General features: G+C 36.3%; 20 protein-coding genes. 16 read left to right on the top strand and 4 right to left on the bottom strand.

Annotated elements, in window-relative coordinates; translation table 11 throughout:
* The first annotated feature begins 93 nt into the window (after positions 1-93).
* The 8 genes from DPQ89_RS12160 (at position 94) to DPQ89_RS12130 (ending at position 6,946) form a co-directional block, all read left to right on the top strand.
* On the top strand, positions 94-576 hold the full coding sequence (locus DPQ89_RS12160) for an Rrf2 family transcriptional regulator (protein ID WP_127717268.1): 483 nt from the start codon (positions 94-96) through the stop codon (positions 574-576).
* Positions 573-2,000 carry a Fe-S cluster assembly protein SufB gene (gene sufB, locus DPQ89_RS12155; protein ID WP_127717266.1) on the top strand — a complete coding sequence of 476 codons (1,428 nt, stop codon included), beginning with the start codon at positions 573-575 and terminating at the stop codon, positions 1,998-2,000. Before DPQ89_RS12160 ends, sufB begins: the two co-directional genes overlap by 4 nt.
* A 9-nt stretch (positions 2,001-2,009) precedes the next feature.
* Positions 2,010-2,762, top strand: a complete 753-nt coding sequence (sufC, locus tag DPQ89_RS12150) for a Fe-S cluster assembly ATPase SufC (RefSeq protein ID WP_127717265.1) — start codon at positions 2,010-2,012, stop codon at positions 2,760-2,762.
* A 9-nt stretch (positions 2,763-2,771) separates the two neighbouring features.
* Positions 2,772-4,016, top strand: a complete 1,245-nt coding sequence (sufD, locus tag DPQ89_RS12145; RefSeq protein WP_127717263.1) for a Fe-S cluster assembly protein SufD — start codon at positions 2,772-2,774, stop codon at positions 4,014-4,016.
* The gene (locus tag DPQ89_RS12140) at positions 4,016-5,236 is read left to right on the top strand and encodes an aminotransferase class V-fold PLP-dependent enzyme (RefSeq protein WP_127717261.1); all 1,221 of its coding nucleotides are present in this window, start codon (positions 4,016-4,018) and stop codon (positions 5,234-5,236) included. Before sufD ends, DPQ89_RS12140 begins: the two co-directional genes overlap by 1 nt.
* A 16-nt stretch (positions 5,237-5,252) precedes the next feature.
* The gene (locus tag DPQ89_RS12135; RefSeq protein WP_241558835.1) at positions 5,253-5,816 is read left to right on the top strand and encodes a NifU family protein; all 564 of its coding nucleotides are present in this window, start codon (positions 5,253-5,255) and stop codon (positions 5,814-5,816) included.
* Positions 5,817-5,937: 121 nt separating this feature from the next.
* Positions 5,938-6,090 (top strand): hypothetical protein, encoded by a 153-nt coding sequence (locus tag DPQ89_RS18525; protein WP_164848378.1) that lies wholly within the window; start codon positions 5,938-5,940, stop codon positions 6,088-6,090.
* Between the two features lie 217 nt (positions 6,091-6,307).
* Positions 6,308-6,946 carry a hypothetical protein gene (locus DPQ89_RS12130; protein ID WP_127717259.1) on the top strand — a complete coding sequence of 213 codons (639 nt, stop codon included), beginning with the start codon at positions 6,308-6,310 and terminating at the stop codon, positions 6,944-6,946.
* Between the two features lie 82 nt (positions 6,947-7,028).
* Here the strand turns inward: DPQ89_RS12130 and hemF are convergent, their stop codons facing one another.
* Positions 7,029-7,922 carry an oxygen-dependent coproporphyrinogen oxidase gene (gene hemF / locus DPQ89_RS12125; protein WP_127717257.1) on the bottom strand — a complete coding sequence of 298 codons (894 nt, stop codon included), beginning with the start codon at positions 7,920-7,922 and terminating at the stop codon, positions 7,029-7,031.
* 73 nt (positions 7,923-7,995) lie between these two features.
* Here hemF and DPQ89_RS12120 point away from each other — a divergent pair, with 73 nt between their 5' ends.
* From DPQ89_RS12120 to DPQ89_RS12095, 6 genes are all read left to right on the top strand, one after another.
* On the top strand, positions 7,996-8,637 hold the full coding sequence (locus DPQ89_RS12120) for a DUF3943 domain-containing protein (protein WP_164848377.1): 642 nt from the start codon (positions 7,996-7,998) through the stop codon (positions 8,635-8,637).
* Positions 8,637-9,338 (top strand): hypothetical protein, encoded by a 702-nt coding sequence (locus DPQ89_RS12115; RefSeq protein WP_127717254.1) that lies wholly within the window; start codon positions 8,637-8,639, stop codon positions 9,336-9,338. The genes DPQ89_RS12120 and DPQ89_RS12115 overlap by 1 nt, the downstream gene beginning before the upstream one ends.
* 9 nt (positions 9,339-9,347) lie before the next feature.
* Entirely contained in the window at positions 9,348-9,695 is a 348-nt protein-coding gene (arsC, locus tag DPQ89_RS12110; RefSeq protein ID WP_127717252.1) for an arsenate reductase (glutaredoxin), read from the top strand.
* Positions 9,696-9,848: 153 nt separating this feature from the next.
* Positions 9,849-11,261, top strand: a complete 1,413-nt coding sequence (locus DPQ89_RS12105) for a FecR domain-containing protein (protein ID WP_127717251.1) — start codon at positions 9,849-9,851, stop codon at positions 11,259-11,261.
* 103 nt (positions 11,262-11,364) lie between these two features.
* Complete coding sequence (locus tag DPQ89_RS12100) at positions 11,365-12,951, top strand: tetratricopeptide repeat protein (protein WP_127717250.1); 1,587 nt, start codon at positions 11,365-11,367, stop codon at positions 12,949-12,951.
* Positions 12,952-12,960: 9 nt separating this feature from the next.
* Positions 12,961-15,192, top strand: a complete 2,232-nt coding sequence (locus DPQ89_RS12095) for an adenylate/guanylate cyclase domain-containing protein (RefSeq protein WP_127717249.1) — start codon at positions 12,961-12,963, stop codon at positions 15,190-15,192.
* 80 nt (positions 15,193-15,272) lie between these two features.
* Here DPQ89_RS12095 and DPQ89_RS12090 read toward each other — a convergent pair whose 3' ends face one another.
* On the bottom strand, positions 15,273-17,318 hold the full coding sequence (locus tag DPQ89_RS12090; RefSeq protein WP_127717248.1) for a thiamine pyrophosphate-dependent enzyme: 2,046 nt from the start codon (positions 17,316-17,318) through the stop codon (positions 15,273-15,275).
* 203 nt (positions 17,319-17,521) lie between these two features.
* Here DPQ89_RS12090 and fbaA point away from each other — a divergent pair, with 203 nt between their 5' ends.
* Positions 17,522-18,550 (top strand): class II fructose-bisphosphate aldolase, encoded by a 1,029-nt coding sequence (fbaA, locus tag DPQ89_RS12085; protein WP_127717247.1) that lies wholly within the window; start codon positions 17,522-17,524, stop codon positions 18,548-18,550.
* A gap of 144 nt (positions 18,551-18,694) precedes the next feature.
* The gene (locus tag DPQ89_RS12080; protein ID WP_127717245.1) at positions 18,695-19,138 is read left to right on the top strand and encodes a hypothetical protein; all 444 of its coding nucleotides are present in this window, start codon (positions 18,695-18,697) and stop codon (positions 19,136-19,138) included.
* Here DPQ89_RS12080 and DPQ89_RS12075 read toward each other — a convergent pair.
* Complete coding sequence (locus DPQ89_RS12075) at positions 19,135-19,671, bottom strand: hypothetical protein (RefSeq protein WP_127717243.1); 537 nt, start codon at positions 19,669-19,671, stop codon at positions 19,135-19,137. The genes DPQ89_RS12080 and DPQ89_RS12075 overlap by 4 nt on opposite strands.
* On the bottom strand, positions 19,671-20,378 hold the full coding sequence (locus tag DPQ89_RS12070) for an ABC transporter substrate-binding protein (RefSeq protein WP_127717241.1): 708 nt from the start codon (positions 20,376-20,378) through the stop codon (positions 19,671-19,673). Before DPQ89_RS12070 ends, DPQ89_RS12075 begins: the two co-directional genes overlap by 1 nt.
* Positions 20,379-20,481: the final 103 nt, after the last annotated feature.

The raw sequence follows: 20,481 nt of genomic DNA, 5'->3' as shown, positions 1-20,481 counted from the left end.
AAATAGGTTTCTTTTTGGCTTATTTAGAGGTATAGACTCTAATTAACTGAAATTATAGAAAAAAAAGACTTCGCAACTAAGGATGACCCCTAAGTGTTAAAAGTAAATAAGAAGCTCGAATATGCTTTGATGGCCCTGAAATTTATGGCCGACAAAAATAGTGAGCAACTCACAAGCGCGAGAGAAATCTGCGACAAGTTTAAGACACCATTTGATACTACTGCAAAAGTTATGCAGACAATGAACTCACACGGCATCTTAAAATCAGTCAAAGGAATTAAAGGTGGCTACACTCTAGCAAGAGAGCTCTCCACTTTAAGCTACCTCGAACTAGCAAAAGTAATTGAAGGAAAGGAATTAGGTACAGTTTGCCAAACTAACAAAGGCCTATGTGAACTACATGGTGATTGCAATATTGTTAACCCAATGATCACTTTAGGAGAAAAACTAAACTACTTCCTAAGCACACTCTCTATTCAAGAACTACTTTTTAGTAATGAATTTTGCAAAGACAAAGGGCCATGCCCAATAGAATCAGTAACCAAGACCCTACAGATAAATGGATTAAAATTATGAGTGAAGAACTTACCTCTCAAGAATACAAATACGGCTTCTATACAGATATAGAAACTGAAGAGTTTCCAAAAGGTTTGGATGAAAATATTGTTCGTCTAATTTCTGCAAAAAAAGAAGAACCTGAATGGTTACTAGAGTATAGACTCAAAGCATTTAGATTATGGAAAACTATGACTCCTCCAAACTGGGCGAAGCTAGAAATTCCAGAAATAGATTTCGAAGATCTCTACTACTACGCTGCTCCTAAGAAATCGACTAGTATTGAAAGCCTAGATGAACTTGATCCCGAACTACTTGCGACTTTTGAAAAACTAGGAATACCTCTTTCGGAACAAAAGAGAATCTCTGGTGTCGCAGTTGATGCTGTTTTTGACTCTGTATCTGTAGGAACAACATACAGAGAAGATCTCGAAAAAGTGGGTGTTATTTTCTGTTCGATTTCAGAAGCTGTTAAAGAATACCCTGAGCTCGTTAAGAAATATCTTGGAACAGTTGTTCCTCCTGCTGATAATTTCTATGCAGCTCTAAACGCGGCAGTATTTTCAGATGGATCATTTGTCTACATCCCTGAGGGAGTGACTTGTCCGATGGACCTTTCCACTTACTTTAGAATTAACGCGAAAGAAACGGGTCAGTTTGAAAGAACTCTAGTAGTCGCTGACAAAGGAAGTTATGTTAATTATCTTGAAGGTTGTACAGCTCCACAAAGAGATGAGAATCAACTTCATGCGGCCATCGTTGAGCTAATTGCATTAGATGATGCTGAGATAAAGTATTCAACAGTCCAAAACTGGTATGCTGGAAATAAAGAAGGTAAAGGTGGTATTTATAACTTCGTTACCAAAAGAGGAAATTGCTTAGGAAGAAATTCAAAGATTTCTTGGACTCAAGTAGAGGCCGGCTCAGCAATTACTTGGAAGTATCCTGGATGTAATCTCATCGGGGACAATTCTCAAGGGGCTTTTTACTCAGTCGCTCTTACTAATAATATGATGCAAGCTGATACTGGAACAAAGATGATTCATATCGGTAAGAATACTAAGAGTACTATTATCTCTAAAGGAATCTCTGCTGAACAATCAGAAAATAATTACCGTGGTCTTGTAAAAGTTATGCCTTCTGCTACCGGCGCAAGAAATTACTCTCAATGTGATTCTATGTTGGTTGGTGATAAATGTTCGGCAAATACATTTCCGTATATTGATGTAAAGAATAATACTGCAACAGTTGAGCACGAAGCTTCAACTTCAAAAATAAGCGAAGACCAACTCTTCTACTTACAACAACGTGGTATGGATATGGAAAAATGTATATCTATGATAGTTAACGGATTCTGTTCAGATGTCTTTAAAGAGTTACCTCTTGAATTCTCTGTTGAGGCCGTAAAATTAATTGAAATGAAATTAGAAAACTCTATTGGTTAGGAAAGAATAATGATTGAAATAAAAAATCTACATGCAAAAGTTGAAGACAAAGAAATTTTAAAAGGAATTAACTTAACAGTTAAGGCCGGAGAGATACACGCGATCATGGGTCCTAACGGGTCTGGAAAGAGTACTCTTTCTAAAGTTATCGCTGGTCACCCTGCATTTGAAGTAACAAGCGGCTCTATCGACTATAATATTAATGGAAAAGTATCTGACCTTTTAGAACTAGAGGCCGACACAAGAGCTAAGAATGGTATCTTTCTTGGTTTCCAATACCCTATTGAAATTCCAGGTGTAACAAACTTTAACTTCTTACATGAGTCATTTAATGAAGTAAGTAAATCTCAAGGTGCACCAGAAATGGAAGAAGACGCTTTTAGAGAGTTTTTAATTCCAAAGCTTGAACTACTCGAAATGCGTGAAGAATTTCTTACTCGTCCAGTAAACACTGGTTTCTCGGGTGGTGAAAAAAAGAAAAATGAGATTCTTCAAATGGCAGTTTTAAATCCTCGCCTAGCACTTCTAGATGAAACTGACTCTGGACTTGATGTTGATGCTCTTAAGATCGTTGCCAAGGGAGTTAATGCATTAAAGAGTAGATACAATGCAGTCGTTATGGTTACTCACTATCAAAGACTATTAGACTATATTGTTCCTGACTATGTGCATGTTCTTTATGAAGGAAAGATTATTAAATCTGGAACTAAAGAACTTGCAATGGAAATTGAGACTAAAGGTTACGACTGGCTAATTAATTAAGGTATTCACATGAATATAAATGAAATAACAAATAACTATATAAGTGATCTAGAAGCAATTGCGAAAACTTCTTCGCAAAAGTCATCACTAGAGCTTTTTAAAGAAATCGGTCTTCCTCATACAAAAATGGAAGATTGGATTTACACAAAACTAACAGATGTACTTCCTACGAATTATAAAAAAGTAAGTAAGACTACTATTTTAAAAGATGTCAAAGTTGTAGGTAAGTATCAAATTGTCACACTTAATGGAAAAGTCTCCGTGGCAGACTCCTTTCTTCCAGATGAAATTAAATTAAATCTCATCGAACTAGACGAAGAAGATGCTAATGATGACAAGAAAGATATTTTTGCTCGTATTAATGGAGCAAGCTGCGATGAAGTGATATCACTAGAAATTCCTAAGAATTATATATGCGATGACGTAATCACTCTAGTTCACTTATCAGACTTTGAAGGTGAATTCTCAAACCCAAGAATTCATGTAACAGCTGCAGAACTTAGTGAATGTACACTAGTTGAAGTTTTTACTGGAGCAGATGAGCTTAAGTATAATGTTAACGCTGTTTCTAATTTCAAAGTTCTGGCAGGAGCTAAGTTAACTCATACTAAAGTACAAATAGATGGTAAGAGTGCATTTCACGTCAATAGTGTGAATGCAGATGTTCACAGAGATGCTCATTTTAACTCTTTCACTTTTACAACAGGTGCTAAGAAATCAAGAAATAATCTAACTGTAAGATTACAACAAGAAAATGCAACTTGTAGTGTGGATGGTCTCTATGCACTTAATGGTGATCAACATAGCGACAACTTCTCTCTCATTGCACATATTAAGCCACACACAGAAAGCTCACAGCTCTTTAAAGGTGTTTTAAATGGTAGCTCGCGTGGAGTATTCACAGGAAAAGTTCTTGTTTGCAGAGATGCTCAACAGGTTTCTTCAGAGCAGCTTAACAAGAACCTTTTACTTTCAAAGAAGTCCCATGCAGACACGAGACCTCAACTTGAGGTTTATGCAGATGATGTAAAGTGTGCTCACGGAGCAACTGTAGGCCAGATGAGTGACGAAGAAGCTTTCTACCTACAATCAAGAGGTCTCTCAAAAGAAAGAGCACAAAAGCTTCTAATCCACGCATTTTGTTCTGAAGCAATTGCAAAGGTAAATAACGAAAAAGTTGAGACTTACCTTTCAGAAATTCTTTTTGAATCATTCGAAAAAGAAGTTTTTGAAACACTAGAACAAGGTCAATAATGAGTATATTTGATATTGATAAAATTCGAGCAGACTTCCCTGAACTCTCTAGAACTGTTCATGACAAGCCATTGATCTATCTAGATAATGCTGCAAGTACTCTTAAGTGCCTTCCGGTCATAGAGTCAATTAACGCTCACTACTCGAATGAGGCCGCTAATATTCATAGAGGTGTTCACTACCTTAGTGAAATGGGTACTATTAAGTATGAACAGACAAGAAAGTCTCTACAAAGCTTTATCAATGCAAAGCAAGAGTATGAAGTACTCTTCACTAAAGGAACCACTGAATCAATTAATTTAGTGGCCCAATGCTACGCCAGAGAGTTTTTAAAAGCTGGTGATGAAATCCTTCTAAGTACCCTAGAACATCATAGCAATATTGTTCCTTGGCAAATGATCGCAGAAATTACTGGTGCAAAAGTTATCGAAATTCCAATAAATGACTTAGGCGAAATTGACCAACAGGCCTACAAATCTCTACTTAATGAGAAAGTTAAAATTGTTTCAACAAACCATATTTCAAACTCTCTAGGAACAATTAATCCAATAAAAGAAATGATTAAACTCGCCCATGACTACGGAGCGATTTACTTCGTGGATGCGGCCCAGTCTATCGCTCACGAAAAAGTTGATGTGCAAGATCTCGACTGCGACTTCCTAGCATTTAGCTCTCACAAAATGTTTGGACCAACAGGGGTTGGAGTTCTTTACGGAAAAGAAGAGGTATTAAATAAAATGCCTCCCTACCAAGGTGGTGGAGATATGATCGATATCGTTAGTTTTGAAAAAACGACTTACAATACTCTCCCTCATAAATTTGAAGCAGGTACTCCTCATATAGCAGGAGTTATTGCTCTAGATGCTGCCGTCAAGTATATTGAATCAATCGGACTAGAGCAGATAAAAGCATGGGAGCATAAACTGCTTAGCTATGCCACAGAAGAGGTTTCAAAAATAGAAGGACTTAAGATTATTGGAACAGCAAAGCATAAAGCATCAGTTGTGTCTTTTACAATTGATGGTGCTCATCCTCATGATATAGGAACTTTATTAGATAGACAGGGTATCGCTGTAAGAACGGGTCATCATTGCACTCAACCTCTGATGAAACGCTTTAATATACCTGCTACAACACGAGCTTCTTTTTCGATTTACAACACCATGTCTGAAGTAGATCAGCTAGTTGCTGGAATAATTAAAACGAAAGAATTTTTATAATATAAAGGAAGAATTTATGGAAAACCTGGAAATCATGATCCAGCCTACGCCAAACCCAAATGCTCTTAAGTTTATTTTGGATAAGCCTGTAAAGAAAGAAGGAAACTCAAGCTACAGATCTCCTATGGAGTGTGGTGAAAACAACTTAGCAATGACTCTTTTCACTGTTCGTGGTGTTGACCAACTTCACTTCTACGACAACGTTATTACGATAACAAAATTTGGTTATGAAGACTGGGATGCTATGGAGCCAAATATAATAGACTTCATTAAGGCCGAATACCCTAATCATAATCCTGACTACTTTGACCCTGATCCTGAAGCAGAAAGAAGAAGGTCTCTTTCTCCTGAATTAACTAAGATCGAAGAGATCTTAGATAAGACAATACGCCCAGGGCTCCAAGGAGATGGTGGTGATATCCAAACAATTTCACTAGAAGACAATATTCTCCTTGTTCAATATCAAGGTGCTTGTGGTACTTGTCCATCTTCGACAACTGGTACTCTTGAAGCAATTAAAGGAATACTAAGAGATGAGTATCATCCTGAGATTGATGTCTACATAGCCCCAAGCTATTAAAATTATTCACATTTACTATAAAAATAGCACTAATTTTATTAGTGCTTTTTTTTATCTTGACTTAAGTATAATAAGGCATATAATTGTTTTACATATCAAACTTTATTTCTAGGAGATAAACATGATTATTCGCGGACGACTTGACCTACTCTTTGAACTTCATGAGTTAGAGCAAAAGATAAGTGAAAAACTTGAACTTCTAGAAGAGTTGGGTATCCAAATAGATAGTGAAGAAGTTCTTTTGAACAAAATCACAAATCTCAAATCATCTTAAATATGGGCCAAGATATATTGCCTATATCTTTTCTTTCTTATCAGTTTCGAGCGAAGGCAATTTCCTTGCCTTCGCTCATTTCTTATTCAAGCTACTTAAGCTCAGTACTTGATTAGTCTGATCAACAGTAAATAAAAAAAGCAAAGTTTTCCTAATGGAGGGGAATTTTTTTCCGATAGTTATTTCAAGCACGAAATATTATTCATTGGAGGATTAAATGAATTCAACTTCTCTACTAAAGAGATACACTCTCTTATTATTAACAATTGTCGGACTCCTTTCTTTTACTGCATGTAATGGAAAAAACTCAAACGTAAAAATTGATGGTGTTGATGGACCAAATGTAACTCTACTTGAGGACAATCTAATGATCTCTATGGTCTTAGAAAATGTTCAACTTGATGGTGGACTTAGATACAACATTCCAAAATACCCAAATTCATATATTGAAATCTCACCGGATCTTCAATCAGACGGAACATTAATGTCAGTTTCAATTTCAATTGATGACATGTTCAACGATGACCTTTACGGACTTGATCCACAGAAACTTCCAGGTGGTAGACCACTTCCAGGAGTTGTTTCAGGATCATTACCAGCGGTTGCATTTAGTATCGAAAAATTTAACAACATGAGCGTTTATGTTGGGCCAGAAGTATTTGGTATCTTCGTTCCAGTAAACTTAAATGTTGAAAACTCTATCCTTTCTTTCAGATACTATATCTCTGAGAAAAGAGCAGGAACTGTTTCTGTAGTTGGTAATGACCAAGACGGTGAAAATGGTGGTGTACTACTTATGCTAGACATTAAAGGTAAGTGGAAAAAACTTCTTAAAAAAGCACAAAAGAGATACTAGAAATATCTAGTAAGTATTATAAGGGCCCACTTTTATAGTGGGCCTTTTTTATTTCGACCTCATCTCCTAGATTATAAGAAGCCTAAACCCATGCCTTCGGGAAATAATACTCCATCATTTTCTCATGGGCCGAACCTTTCTTAGGAGCATACCTATAAGAATATTTCACTCTTGCAGGTAGAGAAATTAAAATAGAATCAGTTCGTCCATTAGATTGAAGACCAAACATTGTTCCACGATCGTGCAACAGATTAAACTCTACATATCTTCCTCTTCTATGAAGTTGGAAGTCCTCATCTTCTGAATCGAATTTTTCATTCAATCTCTTCTCTACAATTGGAAAATAAGATCTTATGAACTGATTAGACAAATCTTTGACCATTTTAAAGTCGGCCTCAGTATCACCAGTATTATAGTGATCAAAGAAGATTCCTCCCACTCCACGCATTTCATTATTTCTGTGCTTATTTACAAAGTAATCATCACACTTATCTTTGAACTCTTGATAAATACCGTAAGGGTCACATGCTTCTTTCCACACACCATGAAAGTACTCAAAATCTTCTTCAATTGGGTAAAAAGGAGTCAAATCTGCCCCTCCACCGAACCAGAACTTATCCCCGGCCTGAATCATTCTAAAGTTCGCATGACAAGTCGGAACTTTTGGATTCTTTGGATGAATAATCAAAGAAATACCGCTGGCCCACATTCTGGCATCACTACTTCCAATCTTCTTAGCAAATTCTGGCGAAATTGCCCCATGAACGACAGATGTATTAACCCCTGCATTTTCAAAGATATCCCCCGTAAAGGCACGTGTAATACCTCCTCCCCCAGGGTTTGACTCATAATCCTCTCTTTCCCACAAATCCTCTTGAAGCTCTAATTTAGCGTCAATTTCGTGCATTTTTGCAGTTATTTCATCCTGTAAGCCGCGAACATGTTTAACAAATTCATCTTTTAATTGTTCAAGCATTTTTCACCATAGTTGTTTAATATTTAGTCGGCACATGATATCAATAAGAGTAGAACATATAAAGACAGTTTTAATGAAAAATATTATAAAATTAGTATTATTACTAAGCGCAATTCTTTTAAGTATAAATACCTACTCGGCGAGACGCGAAAGTAAGTATTTTTATACTTATGTAGACAGAGATCACACGACAGCAGAGAACTTCAAACATATTGGAGGAATCTATGCCGCCTCTTGGTTTGTCTACCCACTTACTCAAATACACACCTTCAAGAATGAAGGGAGCTTTGATCGTTATAAAGAAAACTTTGGAAAAATTGTCTTTGATCAGGATGAACCTTTTTGGAATTGGATTGTCCATCCATATACTGGATCTCAACTCTTTCTCTATTATCGGGCCAATGGCTATTCAAGAACTCATTCCCTCGCGATGACTATGATCTCTTCTACCCTTTTTGAGTTCACAGTTGAAATTTATACAGAGCCAGCCAGTATTCAAGACCTCTATCAAACACCAATTCTTGGTTCGGTTCTAGGGCTTGGAATAGAGACATTCTCACTTTACTTACTTAATACCGGAAATATGTTTGGAAGAGTCTTTGGACACATCATTAACCCCTCTACGCTTTTTTGGTTTTACGAAGGTAAGATGATGCTTACACCATCTTATGATCTCAAAGGGAAAGTTGGACTCAACTTTTATATGGATTTTTAATGAAGAGTTTATTTTTTATTCTTTCATTCGTTATCTCAGTTCATACGTTCGCATTTGAAAATGATATCTACCTTAAGGCCGGTATAAATATGGGTGTAGGTAGAATTGGTACTTTTGAAATAGAGCCAGGGGATGATGATAAAGAAATTGCTGCTCACAACTACTTTGGATCATATGGTTTTAATACTCACGTAGGTTATAGATGGAAGCGCTATGAACTATCTGCTTCTTCTACAATTTTCTTTGGTAAAGTAAATGATCTCTCCTTTAAAGTTAATGATAATAAATTCACTGGAAGTGGTAATTATCAAAACCTAATGGTCTACCCTACCCTAAAATATTTCATTCCTTGGGAGCCACTGAATAGCTGGAGAATCGCTGCAGGAGTTAGTCCAATCTTTTCACAGCAAACAGTACGCTTAAAAGAGTTTATTTCAACGGGTCCATTTCAAGGTAATAAATTTAAACTCACCTATGACTCTGTCGGATGGGGAGTGAGCCTAGGATTTGAAGAGCACCTCGAGCTAAAAGAGATGCATCCAGTTTATATTGAAATTTCATACTTCAGTTTATACTCTGTTAAGTCGTACCTAGTTGACACAACTGACCCAACCAAGACAAATATTCTAAGTTCCCAGACAAAAGAAAATGACGTTGGAGCAGAAACTTTTATGATCAGTATGGGAATCGTTTTATTTTAGGAGATTACAATGATTTATTATCACAATCCAAGATGTAGCAAATCGAGACAAGGTTTAGAACTTTTAAATACCAAGGGCGTAGACTTCGAAATTAAAGAGTACTTAAAAGAAGGCCTAGCTCAAAAAGAAGTTAGTTCTATAATAAAAGATCTAGGAATCAACCCACTTCAAGGGCTTATCCGAGTGAAAGAGGCCACTTTCAAAGAACTAGGCCTCTCTAAGAATGATGAGCTTAGTAACACTAAATGGGCAAAGATTATTAGTGAAAATCCTGTATTACTAGAACGACCAATACTCGTAAATGGTAGCAAAGTAGCTATAGGAAGACCTCCAGAAGACCTACTCAAAGCTCTATAAGACTGACAAGAATAGTACTCAGTCCTTTTTATAGGCCAACTAACTTTCAACTAGTTGGCCTACTCATTTTCTCATAAACAAAGAATCTCAAGTTTCATCCTATAATAGACGAAAAGATATACGAAAACTGTTTATTGTTAATGGGACCTACGAATGACTAAATTGCTAAAACTACTACTAACCTTGACTCTTATATTTAGTATAAATACAAATATATTTGCACAAAGCAAAGGTGTGGCAAAAGCAATTATCTTGAAAGGGAAAGTTCTAGTAGAAAACCCTAAAACTAAAGAATTAACTCCTCTTAAGAAAGGCTCATGGGTAAAAGAAGGATTACTAGTTAAAACTCAAAGTAAGTCTTTTGTTAAACTTCTATTCATTGATAAATCTCAGATGAACCTCGGTCCAAAGTCGGAAATGGTTATCAGTAAATTTCCAAAGAATAAGGCCGGAATCATTACCCTAATGAAAGGATCTCTAAGATCGAAAGTAACTAAGAACTACTTAGATATTAAAGATAAAGATAAATCAAAACTCTTCATTAAAACGAAGACGGCTGCCATGGGTGTAAGAGGAACAGACTTTCTTGTAACTTATAATCCTCTTAATGAAAATACTGCTCTAATTACTTTCTCAGGTGCCGTTGCAATGGCCCAAATTAATGAATCGGTAAGAAATATTAGAGAAACACAAAGCTCTCTTGAGAGGATTGTCTCTGGAGATACGGCCGTAATTGTAACAAAAGGTCAATTCTCTGGAGTTGCTCCAGGAAAAACAGATAGAGCAACTATTCCTGTAAAAATTAATCCAGCTCAACTTGAAACCATGAAGTCAAGTGATGGACCTACTACTCTAAAAGATCAAACTAATACTGCTCCAATTCAACCAAAGAAGAAGTTTAGAAATGTAATTCCTCCAGGAGTTGATGCTAAGAAATTCTCTAATCACTCTAAAGTCGAAGACCAAGTTCAAAAGACTATCGGTTATAAAGAAACTAAAGAAGTTTTAGAAAAAGTAACTAAGACTAATTCTGTGAACACTGCCCCTCCAGAGGGAATGGTTAATAAAGTAACAGGTGAAATAGCACCTGCAGCAGGTGGTTTTATAGACCTTAATACGGCCCAATATATTCCACCTCCACCAGGTTCAGCATTTGATGCTGTAACACAAACCTATATTCCTCCGTCAGATATGGGAGGGTTTCATCCTTCGACTGGAGACTTTCATCATCCTGAGTACCAGCTTACTCATGACGGGAAATTTATTGCGCTAGAAGATTCAAAGCAAAGAGCTCCTGCAAGTACAGACGATGATGATGGCCCTATTAATAAGCCAATCGATCCAAAACTTGACCAACCTATTGCTCCAAAGATGGACTATGACGATAATACTGCTCAAGACTATGATTACAATGAAAGCTATAATCAAAGTGACGATGGATACGACGAAGGAGAAGTAGACCTTGATGAGATAAAAGATGAAATAGACTCAAATATCGAAGACGCAACAGATGCGAGAAACGATATACTCAACAATAGCACTCGGGTAAAATTCAATATTAATTAATTGATTCAAAATAAGTCATTTTTAGTTATAATATAATCTAATATTATCAGATACTTTGAGCTCATTATGAGCTCAATTCTATTGGTTAAATGGACTTGACCCTATGAGAATACTCAATAAATCTTTATTTATTTCACTTCTACTTTCGAGTACTAGCTTTGCAGACACATCTTCAAAAATTAAGGATGCACTCCTAGACTTTAAAGAAGGGCAATACAAGAACGTAATAAGTAATCTCGAAAAACTAAGCCATACTCAAAAAAACTCGCTCATAACAAAGCACTACCTACTAGCTCTTTCATATAATCGTATTCACTCCTATGACCTAGCAATTTCTCACTTTAGAACTGCAATTAAACTAGGCTCCAGGGCGACTGATTTATATTACGAGTTTGGCCAAGCATTATATGCAAATAATGAACTCACTAAATCTAGAATTGCATTTTCAAAATCATATAAACTAAATTACAAGCAAGAGTCTTCCCTTTACTATGTTGCACATATCTCGCAAATCCTGGAAGAGTATAAGCAAGCGAAGGCCAGCTACGTCAAGCTGATTAAATCGAAGAATAATGATACCGCTCTTTTACAAGTTGCGAGGTTTCAACTTGCTGAAGTACTCCTTTCAATGGCCAGAACAAAGGCCGAAACAGAAAGATTAGTTGAAAAATTTGTACTCCCACAAATGGACTTGGCCCTTAAAGTTGATAAGTCAAGTTCACTCAGTGGTGAGATTTTCAACAGAAAAAAAGAAATTGAAAAAGAATTCGGCCTAGACCCTAATCTTCTATATAATGGACGAAGAATTGATCAAAGAAGATGGAACGCTTCCATTGATCAACAATTTAGCTACGATAATAATATCTCTTTAACAAGTGATCTCCCCGCTTCCGCAGCTTCACTTGAAGATTCATTTATATTTAGAACAAAAGCGAATGCGAGCTATGATTGGATTTTAAAAAAGAGATTTATCATTAGTCCTGAAACTTCTCTTGATTACAAAAAACATACAAATAGAGAATCAATCAATGTTAAAACACAAGATTCTTTTGATCTTGGAGCAGGATTAAATAATTCATACGAACATAAATTATTTAACAATCCGGCCTCACTTCTTTTTGATATTAACTATAACTATAGTGGAAGGTACAGGGCCGATACTAATGAAAACTCATTCTACTCTAGGTACATGAGCTACTCTTTAGGAGAAAAGTTTAAGTATTTTACTAAGGGTGACACGACTTTTAAAGTTAAATATAAAGACCTGATTTCTAAAACAAAAGATCAGAATGCAAAAACGACAGGTTTTTCAGCTGATCAAACCTATTTAACACTAAGAGGAAATATCTTACTTTTCTTACTTTCATATGACTCAATGGATACTTATAATAATCCAAAAAATTCAACAAATACGACTCTGCTAAGATTTGATTTTATAAACCCTACTCTATTTCCTAACATAACACTTCTTATGGGCGCCTCTATGAGTTTCATAGACTATGTTGATCCTACAGAGAGCTTAACCAGAGGAGTTGAAAAAACTTTTACCCCAGTCATTAAGCTCACTAAGAAAGTTACAAAGAAATTAAAATTTACAGTCAGCTATGAGTATACAAAGAATACATCTTTAAAATCCGACTACCAATATACAAAGCATGTGACGACGTCCGCGCTAAAGTATAAATTCTAGGACGTTATTATGTGGTCAAAAGTAATTAAATATCTGGGATTTATTTTTATTATCTCCTTTTCTTCGCTTAGTGTGTTTTTCTCATTATCAGAAAGAGAAATAGAAGATCCAGAAATTAAGAACCTCATTGGTTATACTTCATTTTTTGAAGATAGGTTCTTCGACTTTAGAATGAGGAAAACTCTAGATATGTCCAAACAAGACAAAAGGCTTGTTATGGCAGATATCGATGATTATTCATTAAAGGAGCTAGGTCAGTGGCCGGTCAACAGAGAGACCTGGGCACAACTAATAACTAAGTTAGGACATTTTGGCGCAAAGGTAATTGCATTTGATGTTTTCTTCGCAGAAAAAAGTCAGTCATGTAACGAGCTCTCTGTTGATGATTTAATGGCAAATGCGATCACTAACTTTCAAAGTATACCGGGAAATAAGGTGATCATTCCCTACTCTCTAGACACTCAAGGCGCAGAAACATTTGAAGAACTACCAGACCAACTTTACAACTTTATACTAGAGTCAAAAACGAGAGAAGGCATTGAGCTCAGACCTGGAAAAGTCTCTAAGGCCGTATGGCCAATAGAAAAACTATTACAAACGGAGCCAAGTCTAGGACATATTCAAGTTGAGGCCGACCTCGATGGAATAATGAGACATTATAGAATTGTTGGTAATATTGATACCCTATACCTTCCAAGCTACGGACTAGAGGCGTACTCTCAATACACGGGAGACTCTCCAGAGATTAATCTTCTCACTCCAGGTGAATTTAAATTTAAAATAAAAACAGGTGATTTCGAACTAAACTATAAAGGTGAAACAAAACTTAGATGGTTTGGTAGTGAAAAGAACTTCCCTAGAGTAAGTATAGCCGATATTGTAAAGGCCGCAGATAACGACGAACAAATGAAAGAGGTTTTTAGCAATACAATCGTCTTTGTAGGTGCCAGTGCATATGGAGCGTATGATCTTCGTCATACTCCAGTAAGCTCTATGCTTCCAGGGGTTTATTTTCACATGAACCTTACTCAAATGCTCTTAGAAGGAAGATTTTTTAGACCTCAAAATGACTCAACTTTCATATCATGGTCAATACTTCTAGGAGGTTCACTAATAATTCTTCTTATCCAATTCTTTGAAAACCCTATTCTTGATATTACTTCAACTATAGTTTTGATTGCGGGTCTTTACTACTATGATACTTACTACTTAATACCAGATGGATATGAAGTTAAGCTCTTCTTTTGCTTCTTCTCCATTGTCTCCAGTTATTCCTGGAATACATTTCTACATTTTTACTTAGCTAATAAAGATAAAGCATTTCTTAAATCTGCTTTTGGATCATATATTTCTCCAGAGCTAATTGATGAGATGTACACCAATGGTCAGCAACCTGCTCTAGGTGGTGAATGTGGAACTAGAACGGCCTTCTTTACAGACATACAGGGATTTTCGACCTTTTCTGAAATTCTGTCGGCAACTCAACTTGTAGACCTTCTAAATGAATACTTAACAGTAATGACCGATATTCTACTCGAAGAAAAAGGTACTCTCGATAAGTATGAAGGAGATGCAATCATAGCCTTCTTTGGTGCTCCAATGCCTCTAGAAGATCATGCAACAAGGGCGCTAGTTGTTGCAGCAAGAATGCAAGCTGCACTTTTAAAACTAAGAGAAAAATGGGTCAGCGAAGGAGATAAGTGGCCAACAATCGTTCATGAAATGAGAATGAGAATCGGAATTAATACAGGTGAAATTGTAACAGGGAATATGGGTTCGGCCTCAAGAATGAACTATACAATGATGGGAGATTCTGTGAACCTTGCGGCCAGACTTGAAGAAGCAGCTAAGCAGTATGGAATATTCACTCAACTATCAGAATACACTTTAAATGAATGTGAAAAGTCTAAATTTCTCTTTAGAGAACTCGATACAATTCGTGTTGTGGGAAAATCTGAGCCAGTTACAACTTATGAATTACTAGATCTTAGAGAAGATGCATCGGAACTATTAATTCAGCTACAAGAGTTATTCCATAAAGGTCTCATTCATTATAAGAACCAACAGTGGGATATGGCGATAGACTACTTTAACCAAACTCTAGATTTAGAGCTAAGAAGGTTTCCCCTACTTAAGGAAAAGAAGAACCCTTCAAAAATATATCTCGAAAGATGTACACAGTTTAAAGAAAATCCTCCGCCTGCAGACTGGGACGGCGTATTTACTTTAACTCAAAAATAAAAAGATAATTATAAATCGAACACTTAGATAATTTAATTTAGGAAAAAAAAAGCGCTCACTTTGTGAGCGCTTAATAATTATTAGTAAGCTAGAGCTTCTCTAATTCCAGTTAAAACTCTATCTACATTTGGTAGAACGGCCTTTTCTAGAATTCTATTGAAACCTACCGGAGTAAATGTTGATCCAATTCTTTTAACTGGAGCATCAAGGTCTTCAAACCCTTTTTCATTTATCATGGCAACAATCTCACCACCAAATCCACCAAAGACCTTATCTTCATGGACAACTACACATCTATTAGTTTTCTTAACAGAGTTAAGGATAGTCTCTTCATCTAGAGGAGCGATTGATCTTAAATCAATAACCTCGACATCATATCCTTCACTTGTAAGCGTTTGTGCCGCTTCAAGACAGTGATGAACAGTATTTCCATAAGTAACGATTGTTAAGTCCTTACCTTCTTTTCTTATTCGCGCTTTTCCAAAAGGAACTTCAAAGTCTTCAGGAACAACTGTCATTGCTTGTTTTGCATTATAAAGAGACTTCGGCTCTAAGAATAATGTAGGACCTTCACTTCTCATAGCAGTTCTAATTAAACCTGCGGCATCATCAGCAAATGATGGGCAAACAATTCTAACACCAGGAATACCAGCAAGGTTTCCTTCTAAGTTCTGAGAGTGATAAAGACCACCACCAATATATCCACCTGAGGCTAATCTTATCAGGATATTTGGAGCAAATGCACCATTTGAACGCCAGTAATCATGTGAACATTCTACATATTGCTCCATTGCAGGCCAGAAGTAATCTGCAAACTCTGCACCTTCGACAACAACTCTTATGTCCTTATTGAAACGAGAGAAACCATTGGCCGTACCAAGAATAAAATCCTCCGCAATTGGACCGTTAAAAACTCTCTCTTTACCAAACTCAGCTTGCATTCCCTTCGAAACATTGAAGATACCACCCTTATCTTTATTGGCCATATCTTGCCCCCAGATAAAAGTATTTGGATTGTGTCTGAATTCTTTTTTAAGTTGTCCATTAAGAGCATCGATGAACTTCATCGGCTCACCTTCTTCATTATGAGTTCCGTCTACATACTTCTGTGGAACGTGAGGCTCAGGAAGAACAAAGTCATAAATTGACTCAGGAGTTGGATTAGGAGCTTTCATCGCAGCCGAATGTGCTTCTAAGACTGTCTTCTTAGAGTCTTCATCAATTGCTTCAAGCTCTTTTTTCGTAAAAATTTTATTATCTATTAACTGCTTCTTAAATGCTTCATACGGATCTTGAGCAACTGCGTCTGCGATCTCTTTTTCATCTCTATATAATTCGTGCTTATCTGAGTTCGAATGTGCTCCCATTCTCACACACTTTGCATGAACGATAACTGGTTCATTTTTTTCAATAGCATGTGCTCTAGCAGCAGTCATTGCATTCATTGAATCAAAGACATCTTTTCCGTCACAGTGAATAATTCTTAAGTTCTTTAGACCCGTAAAGTTGTCAGCAACAAATTCATTTGCCGTTTGATCTCTCTTAGGCACAGAGATTCCGTAACCATTATCTTGAAAAACAAAAATAACAGGAAGTTTCTCATTAGTTGCTCCGTTGATCGCTTCGTAGCAATAACCTTCGGAAACCGATGACTCTCCTTGCGAAGAAATAGCAACACCTGTGTGATTATACCTCTTCATCGCACGAGCAACACCAACAGCATGAAGCGTGTGGTTACCTGTACAAGAAGAAACATTGTGAATATTCCACTCTGGTTTAGCAAAGTGATTCGACATATGTCTACCACCAGAAGCTAGGTCAGTTCCTTTTGAGATACCGTTTAAGATAAGCTCTTCTGCAGTACAACCTGCTGATAATGCTGTTAACATATCTCTATAATAAGGAAAGAGATGGTCTTCATTTAAAGTGAAGATCTGTCCAATTGCCAACTGAATAGCATCATGACCTGCATAAGGTGCATGATATGACCAACCAATGGCCTGCTTTAAGTAATTAGGAGCACGAAGATCAACTAATCTTCCCACTGTCATCAGCGTGTACCACTGTTGAAGGGTCGCTTTGTCTGTTTTTTTCAGTGAATACTTTAATTCTGTTTTCTTAAGCATAACTTTCCTCTAGGGATCTATATTTATTTTTGTATTTGCGAAAGGCTAATTAAACATACTTTTAGGGATTTGAAAACAATTGTCGCATATGCGCACGGCACAAACCGAGTGTTTTTATACACATTGCATGGTGAAAGATTAGAATAATTAAGCTTTAATGTTAGACCAATCTAATGATTAATTAATCCATAAAAGGAGTAAATATGCCTGTAGCTAATTATGAACAATACTGTACGATGCTTGATAGAGCGAAAAAAGGTGGTTTTGCCTACCCTGCCATTAACGTTACTTCAACCTCTACGGCCAATGCTGCCCTAGAAGCATTTGCTAATATGAAATCAGATGGAATCATCCAAGTATCAACTGGTGGAGGACAATTTGCCTCAGGTCAATCTGTAAAAGATATGGCCCTCGGAGCAATCTCAATTGCTCAACACGTTCATTTAATGGCCCAGAAATATAATGTCCTAATCGCGCTTCACACAGATCACTGCCATCCTAATAAAGTAGATGGTTTTATGATTCCTCTAATTGAAGAGACTGAAAAAAGAAGAGCTAAGGGTGAGCCAAACCTTTTCAACTCTCATATGTATGACGGTTCTGAGCTTCCTCTTGAAGAAAATATAAGAGTATCTAAGGAACTATTAGAAAGATGTGCAAAAAATGAAATCATTTTAGAAATTGAAACTGGTGTTGTTGGTGGAGAAGAAGACGGAGTTAACAATGAAGATACTCCAGCTGATAAACTCTACACTTCTCCTGAAGAGATGGTTCAAGTTGCAAAAGCACTAAGACCAGTCGGTAAGTTTATGTATGCTGCAACTTTTGGAAATGTTCATGGTGTTTATAAGCCTGGTAACGTAAAGCTACGTCCAGAGATCCTTAAAAATGGACAAGCAGCAGTTGTAAAAGAATTTGGTGAAGAAGCTGCCAACTGGCTCGTATTTCACGGAGGTTCTGGTTCAGAGTTAAGTGAAATTCACGAAACACTTGGTTATGGTGTTGTGAAAATGAATATTGATACTGATACTCAATACGCTTATTCAAAGGGTGTTGTTGATCATATGTTCAAAAATTATGACTCTATGTTAAAGATCGACGGTGAAGTTGGAAATAAGAGCTTCTACGATCCAAGAGCATGGATGAAGGCCGCAGAAAAGACAATGACTGCTAGAATTGAACAGGCCTGTCGTGACCTTAAGTCAGATGGAAAATCAATTCTCCACTCATAATTTCTTAATCACAGGCGAAGAGATTCGCCTGTTTTTATATAATTTCAGATAGTTATATCCCATAACTTTTTTACAATTGTACGGCCACATTGAAGCTAGTTGTACAACATCGCGTCATTCATATAAATGAAACAGGAGTTTATTATGAAAAGTTTCCTTGTGACACTAATGATAATGAGTTCAAACGTACAAGCGATAGAACTAATACCGACGATTGAAGGTCAATCGCAAACGGCCATCATAAAAGTACAAACCATACAAGACGATATCTCTAAGAATGCACTATCTGCAACTTGCTTTAACCTAGGTTCTCTCAAGTCAACTTTGAGCGACTTAACGACGCTCTCTTTCTCTTTACTAGAGGAGCACGCAGAAGGTAAGAAGGTCTTACAAGTCGCTGGCCAAGCTAAGGTTCTTGCTGACTCTACAATAGGTTTTTGTACAGAGGACGCTTCAGATACCTATTCTGGAAATGGGTTAACTGTAGAAAAAGTAAAGTTTCAAAATGTTAAGGCCTTGAAAAAGAGGCTCACTAATATTGAACAAAAAGTTAATGAAACGGATCTTATTATTAGAACTAGCTTCTAGAAAATCTCGCAAACTTCTTCTAATAGAAGAGCCAATTTATTTCTTAAAATAAGAGGGTCAGAAAATTTAAGTTTTGAAGATTTTTTAACATGCAGACCCTCTTCAACTTTAAAGTTCTGATCACTATTCCAATTGATTATTGAAAAGCACTCAAGCTCACCAGTATTATCAGAATTAAGCTCAGTGAATCTACAATGAAGCTCATACTTTACTTTTATGCCTACTCCTTTAGTAGAAGAAAATTTCTTTGCTAATTGAATTAAAGCCGGCTTAGCGATTGGGTCTTTAGTTTTTAATATACTCATCACATCAGTATCTTCACTTTCAACATAGAAGTGATGATCAGATTTTTTTTGAGAGTGTATGTCAGTACAACTTGAAGTTTCGAGGTACCTATAGGCAAAGTTATCTAGTGTAAAAACAAGAAGACCATTTAAACCTTCTTCATTAAGAGAGACACGCGCTTTCGTTTCCATCTCAACTTTTAATTTTTCTAAGTCTTCTTTCGAGCTTTGACTATTTAACTTATCCACTATTTTTTTTCCTTTAAATGAAACAACTTATTATACTTACCTGACATTATAATTTTCTTTAATGCTTTATCGAAGGCAGCGCTTCTTTTTTTTCCAACTTCATTATCAGGAAAAGCAAAGTAAACACTTTGTTCAGATATTGGAGTAAATTTATTATACGTAATTTTATTAGATAGGTTTAAATTCTTAATTGCAGCAAGACCCGTAATCTCTTCTCCAATAAAGATATCTGCCCGATTTAAATTTACAAGTTCAATGCAGTTTTCATCCGAACTAGCATAGGAAATAACCCAGTCTTTGTTATTTAACACTTTACGATGGTAAGGGTAGCCTCTCGTTAGACAAACTCTTACTTTAGTTTTTAATTTCTTATAAGAACTTAATTTTCTTTCGAAGATGAAATCTTCTTTTATGTAGAAGTCAGAGGTCTTATTTACTTTTCCATGTTGTAAGGCATCTAGTGCAGGGAAATAACCATCGATCTCATTTTGAGTAAAGGCGAGCAATGTTCTTTTAGGTGGAAGTATTTTTATCTCAATATCCATATTAGAAAGCTTAGAGATTTCTTTTGTGAGCTCAATGAACTCACCCTTTGTAGAAGATTGAATATAGCGAGGAATGATAAAAGTCCCAAGAACAAGCTTCTCCTTTGAGAAGCTTGGCAATATTGAGCAAAAGAAGAATATGACTAAAGTAATTTTTTTCATAAGCAATATTAGTTCGTATCAACTTCTAGGTAAAGCTTTAATAGTAGTAAATATGAGTAAATTTAATATAATTTCAGCACGTTATAGAAGACCTACAACGTGC

It is taken from the genome of Halobacteriovorax sp. HLS, from assembly GCF_004006665.1.
In the GTDB taxonomy this organism is placed as follows: Bacteria; Bdellovibrionota; Bacteriovoracia; order Bacteriovoracales; family Bacteriovoracaceae; genus Halobacteriovorax.
The sequence above is the reverse complement of the archived record's forward strand: the minus strand, read 5'-3'. Positions and strand labels throughout refer to the sequence as shown.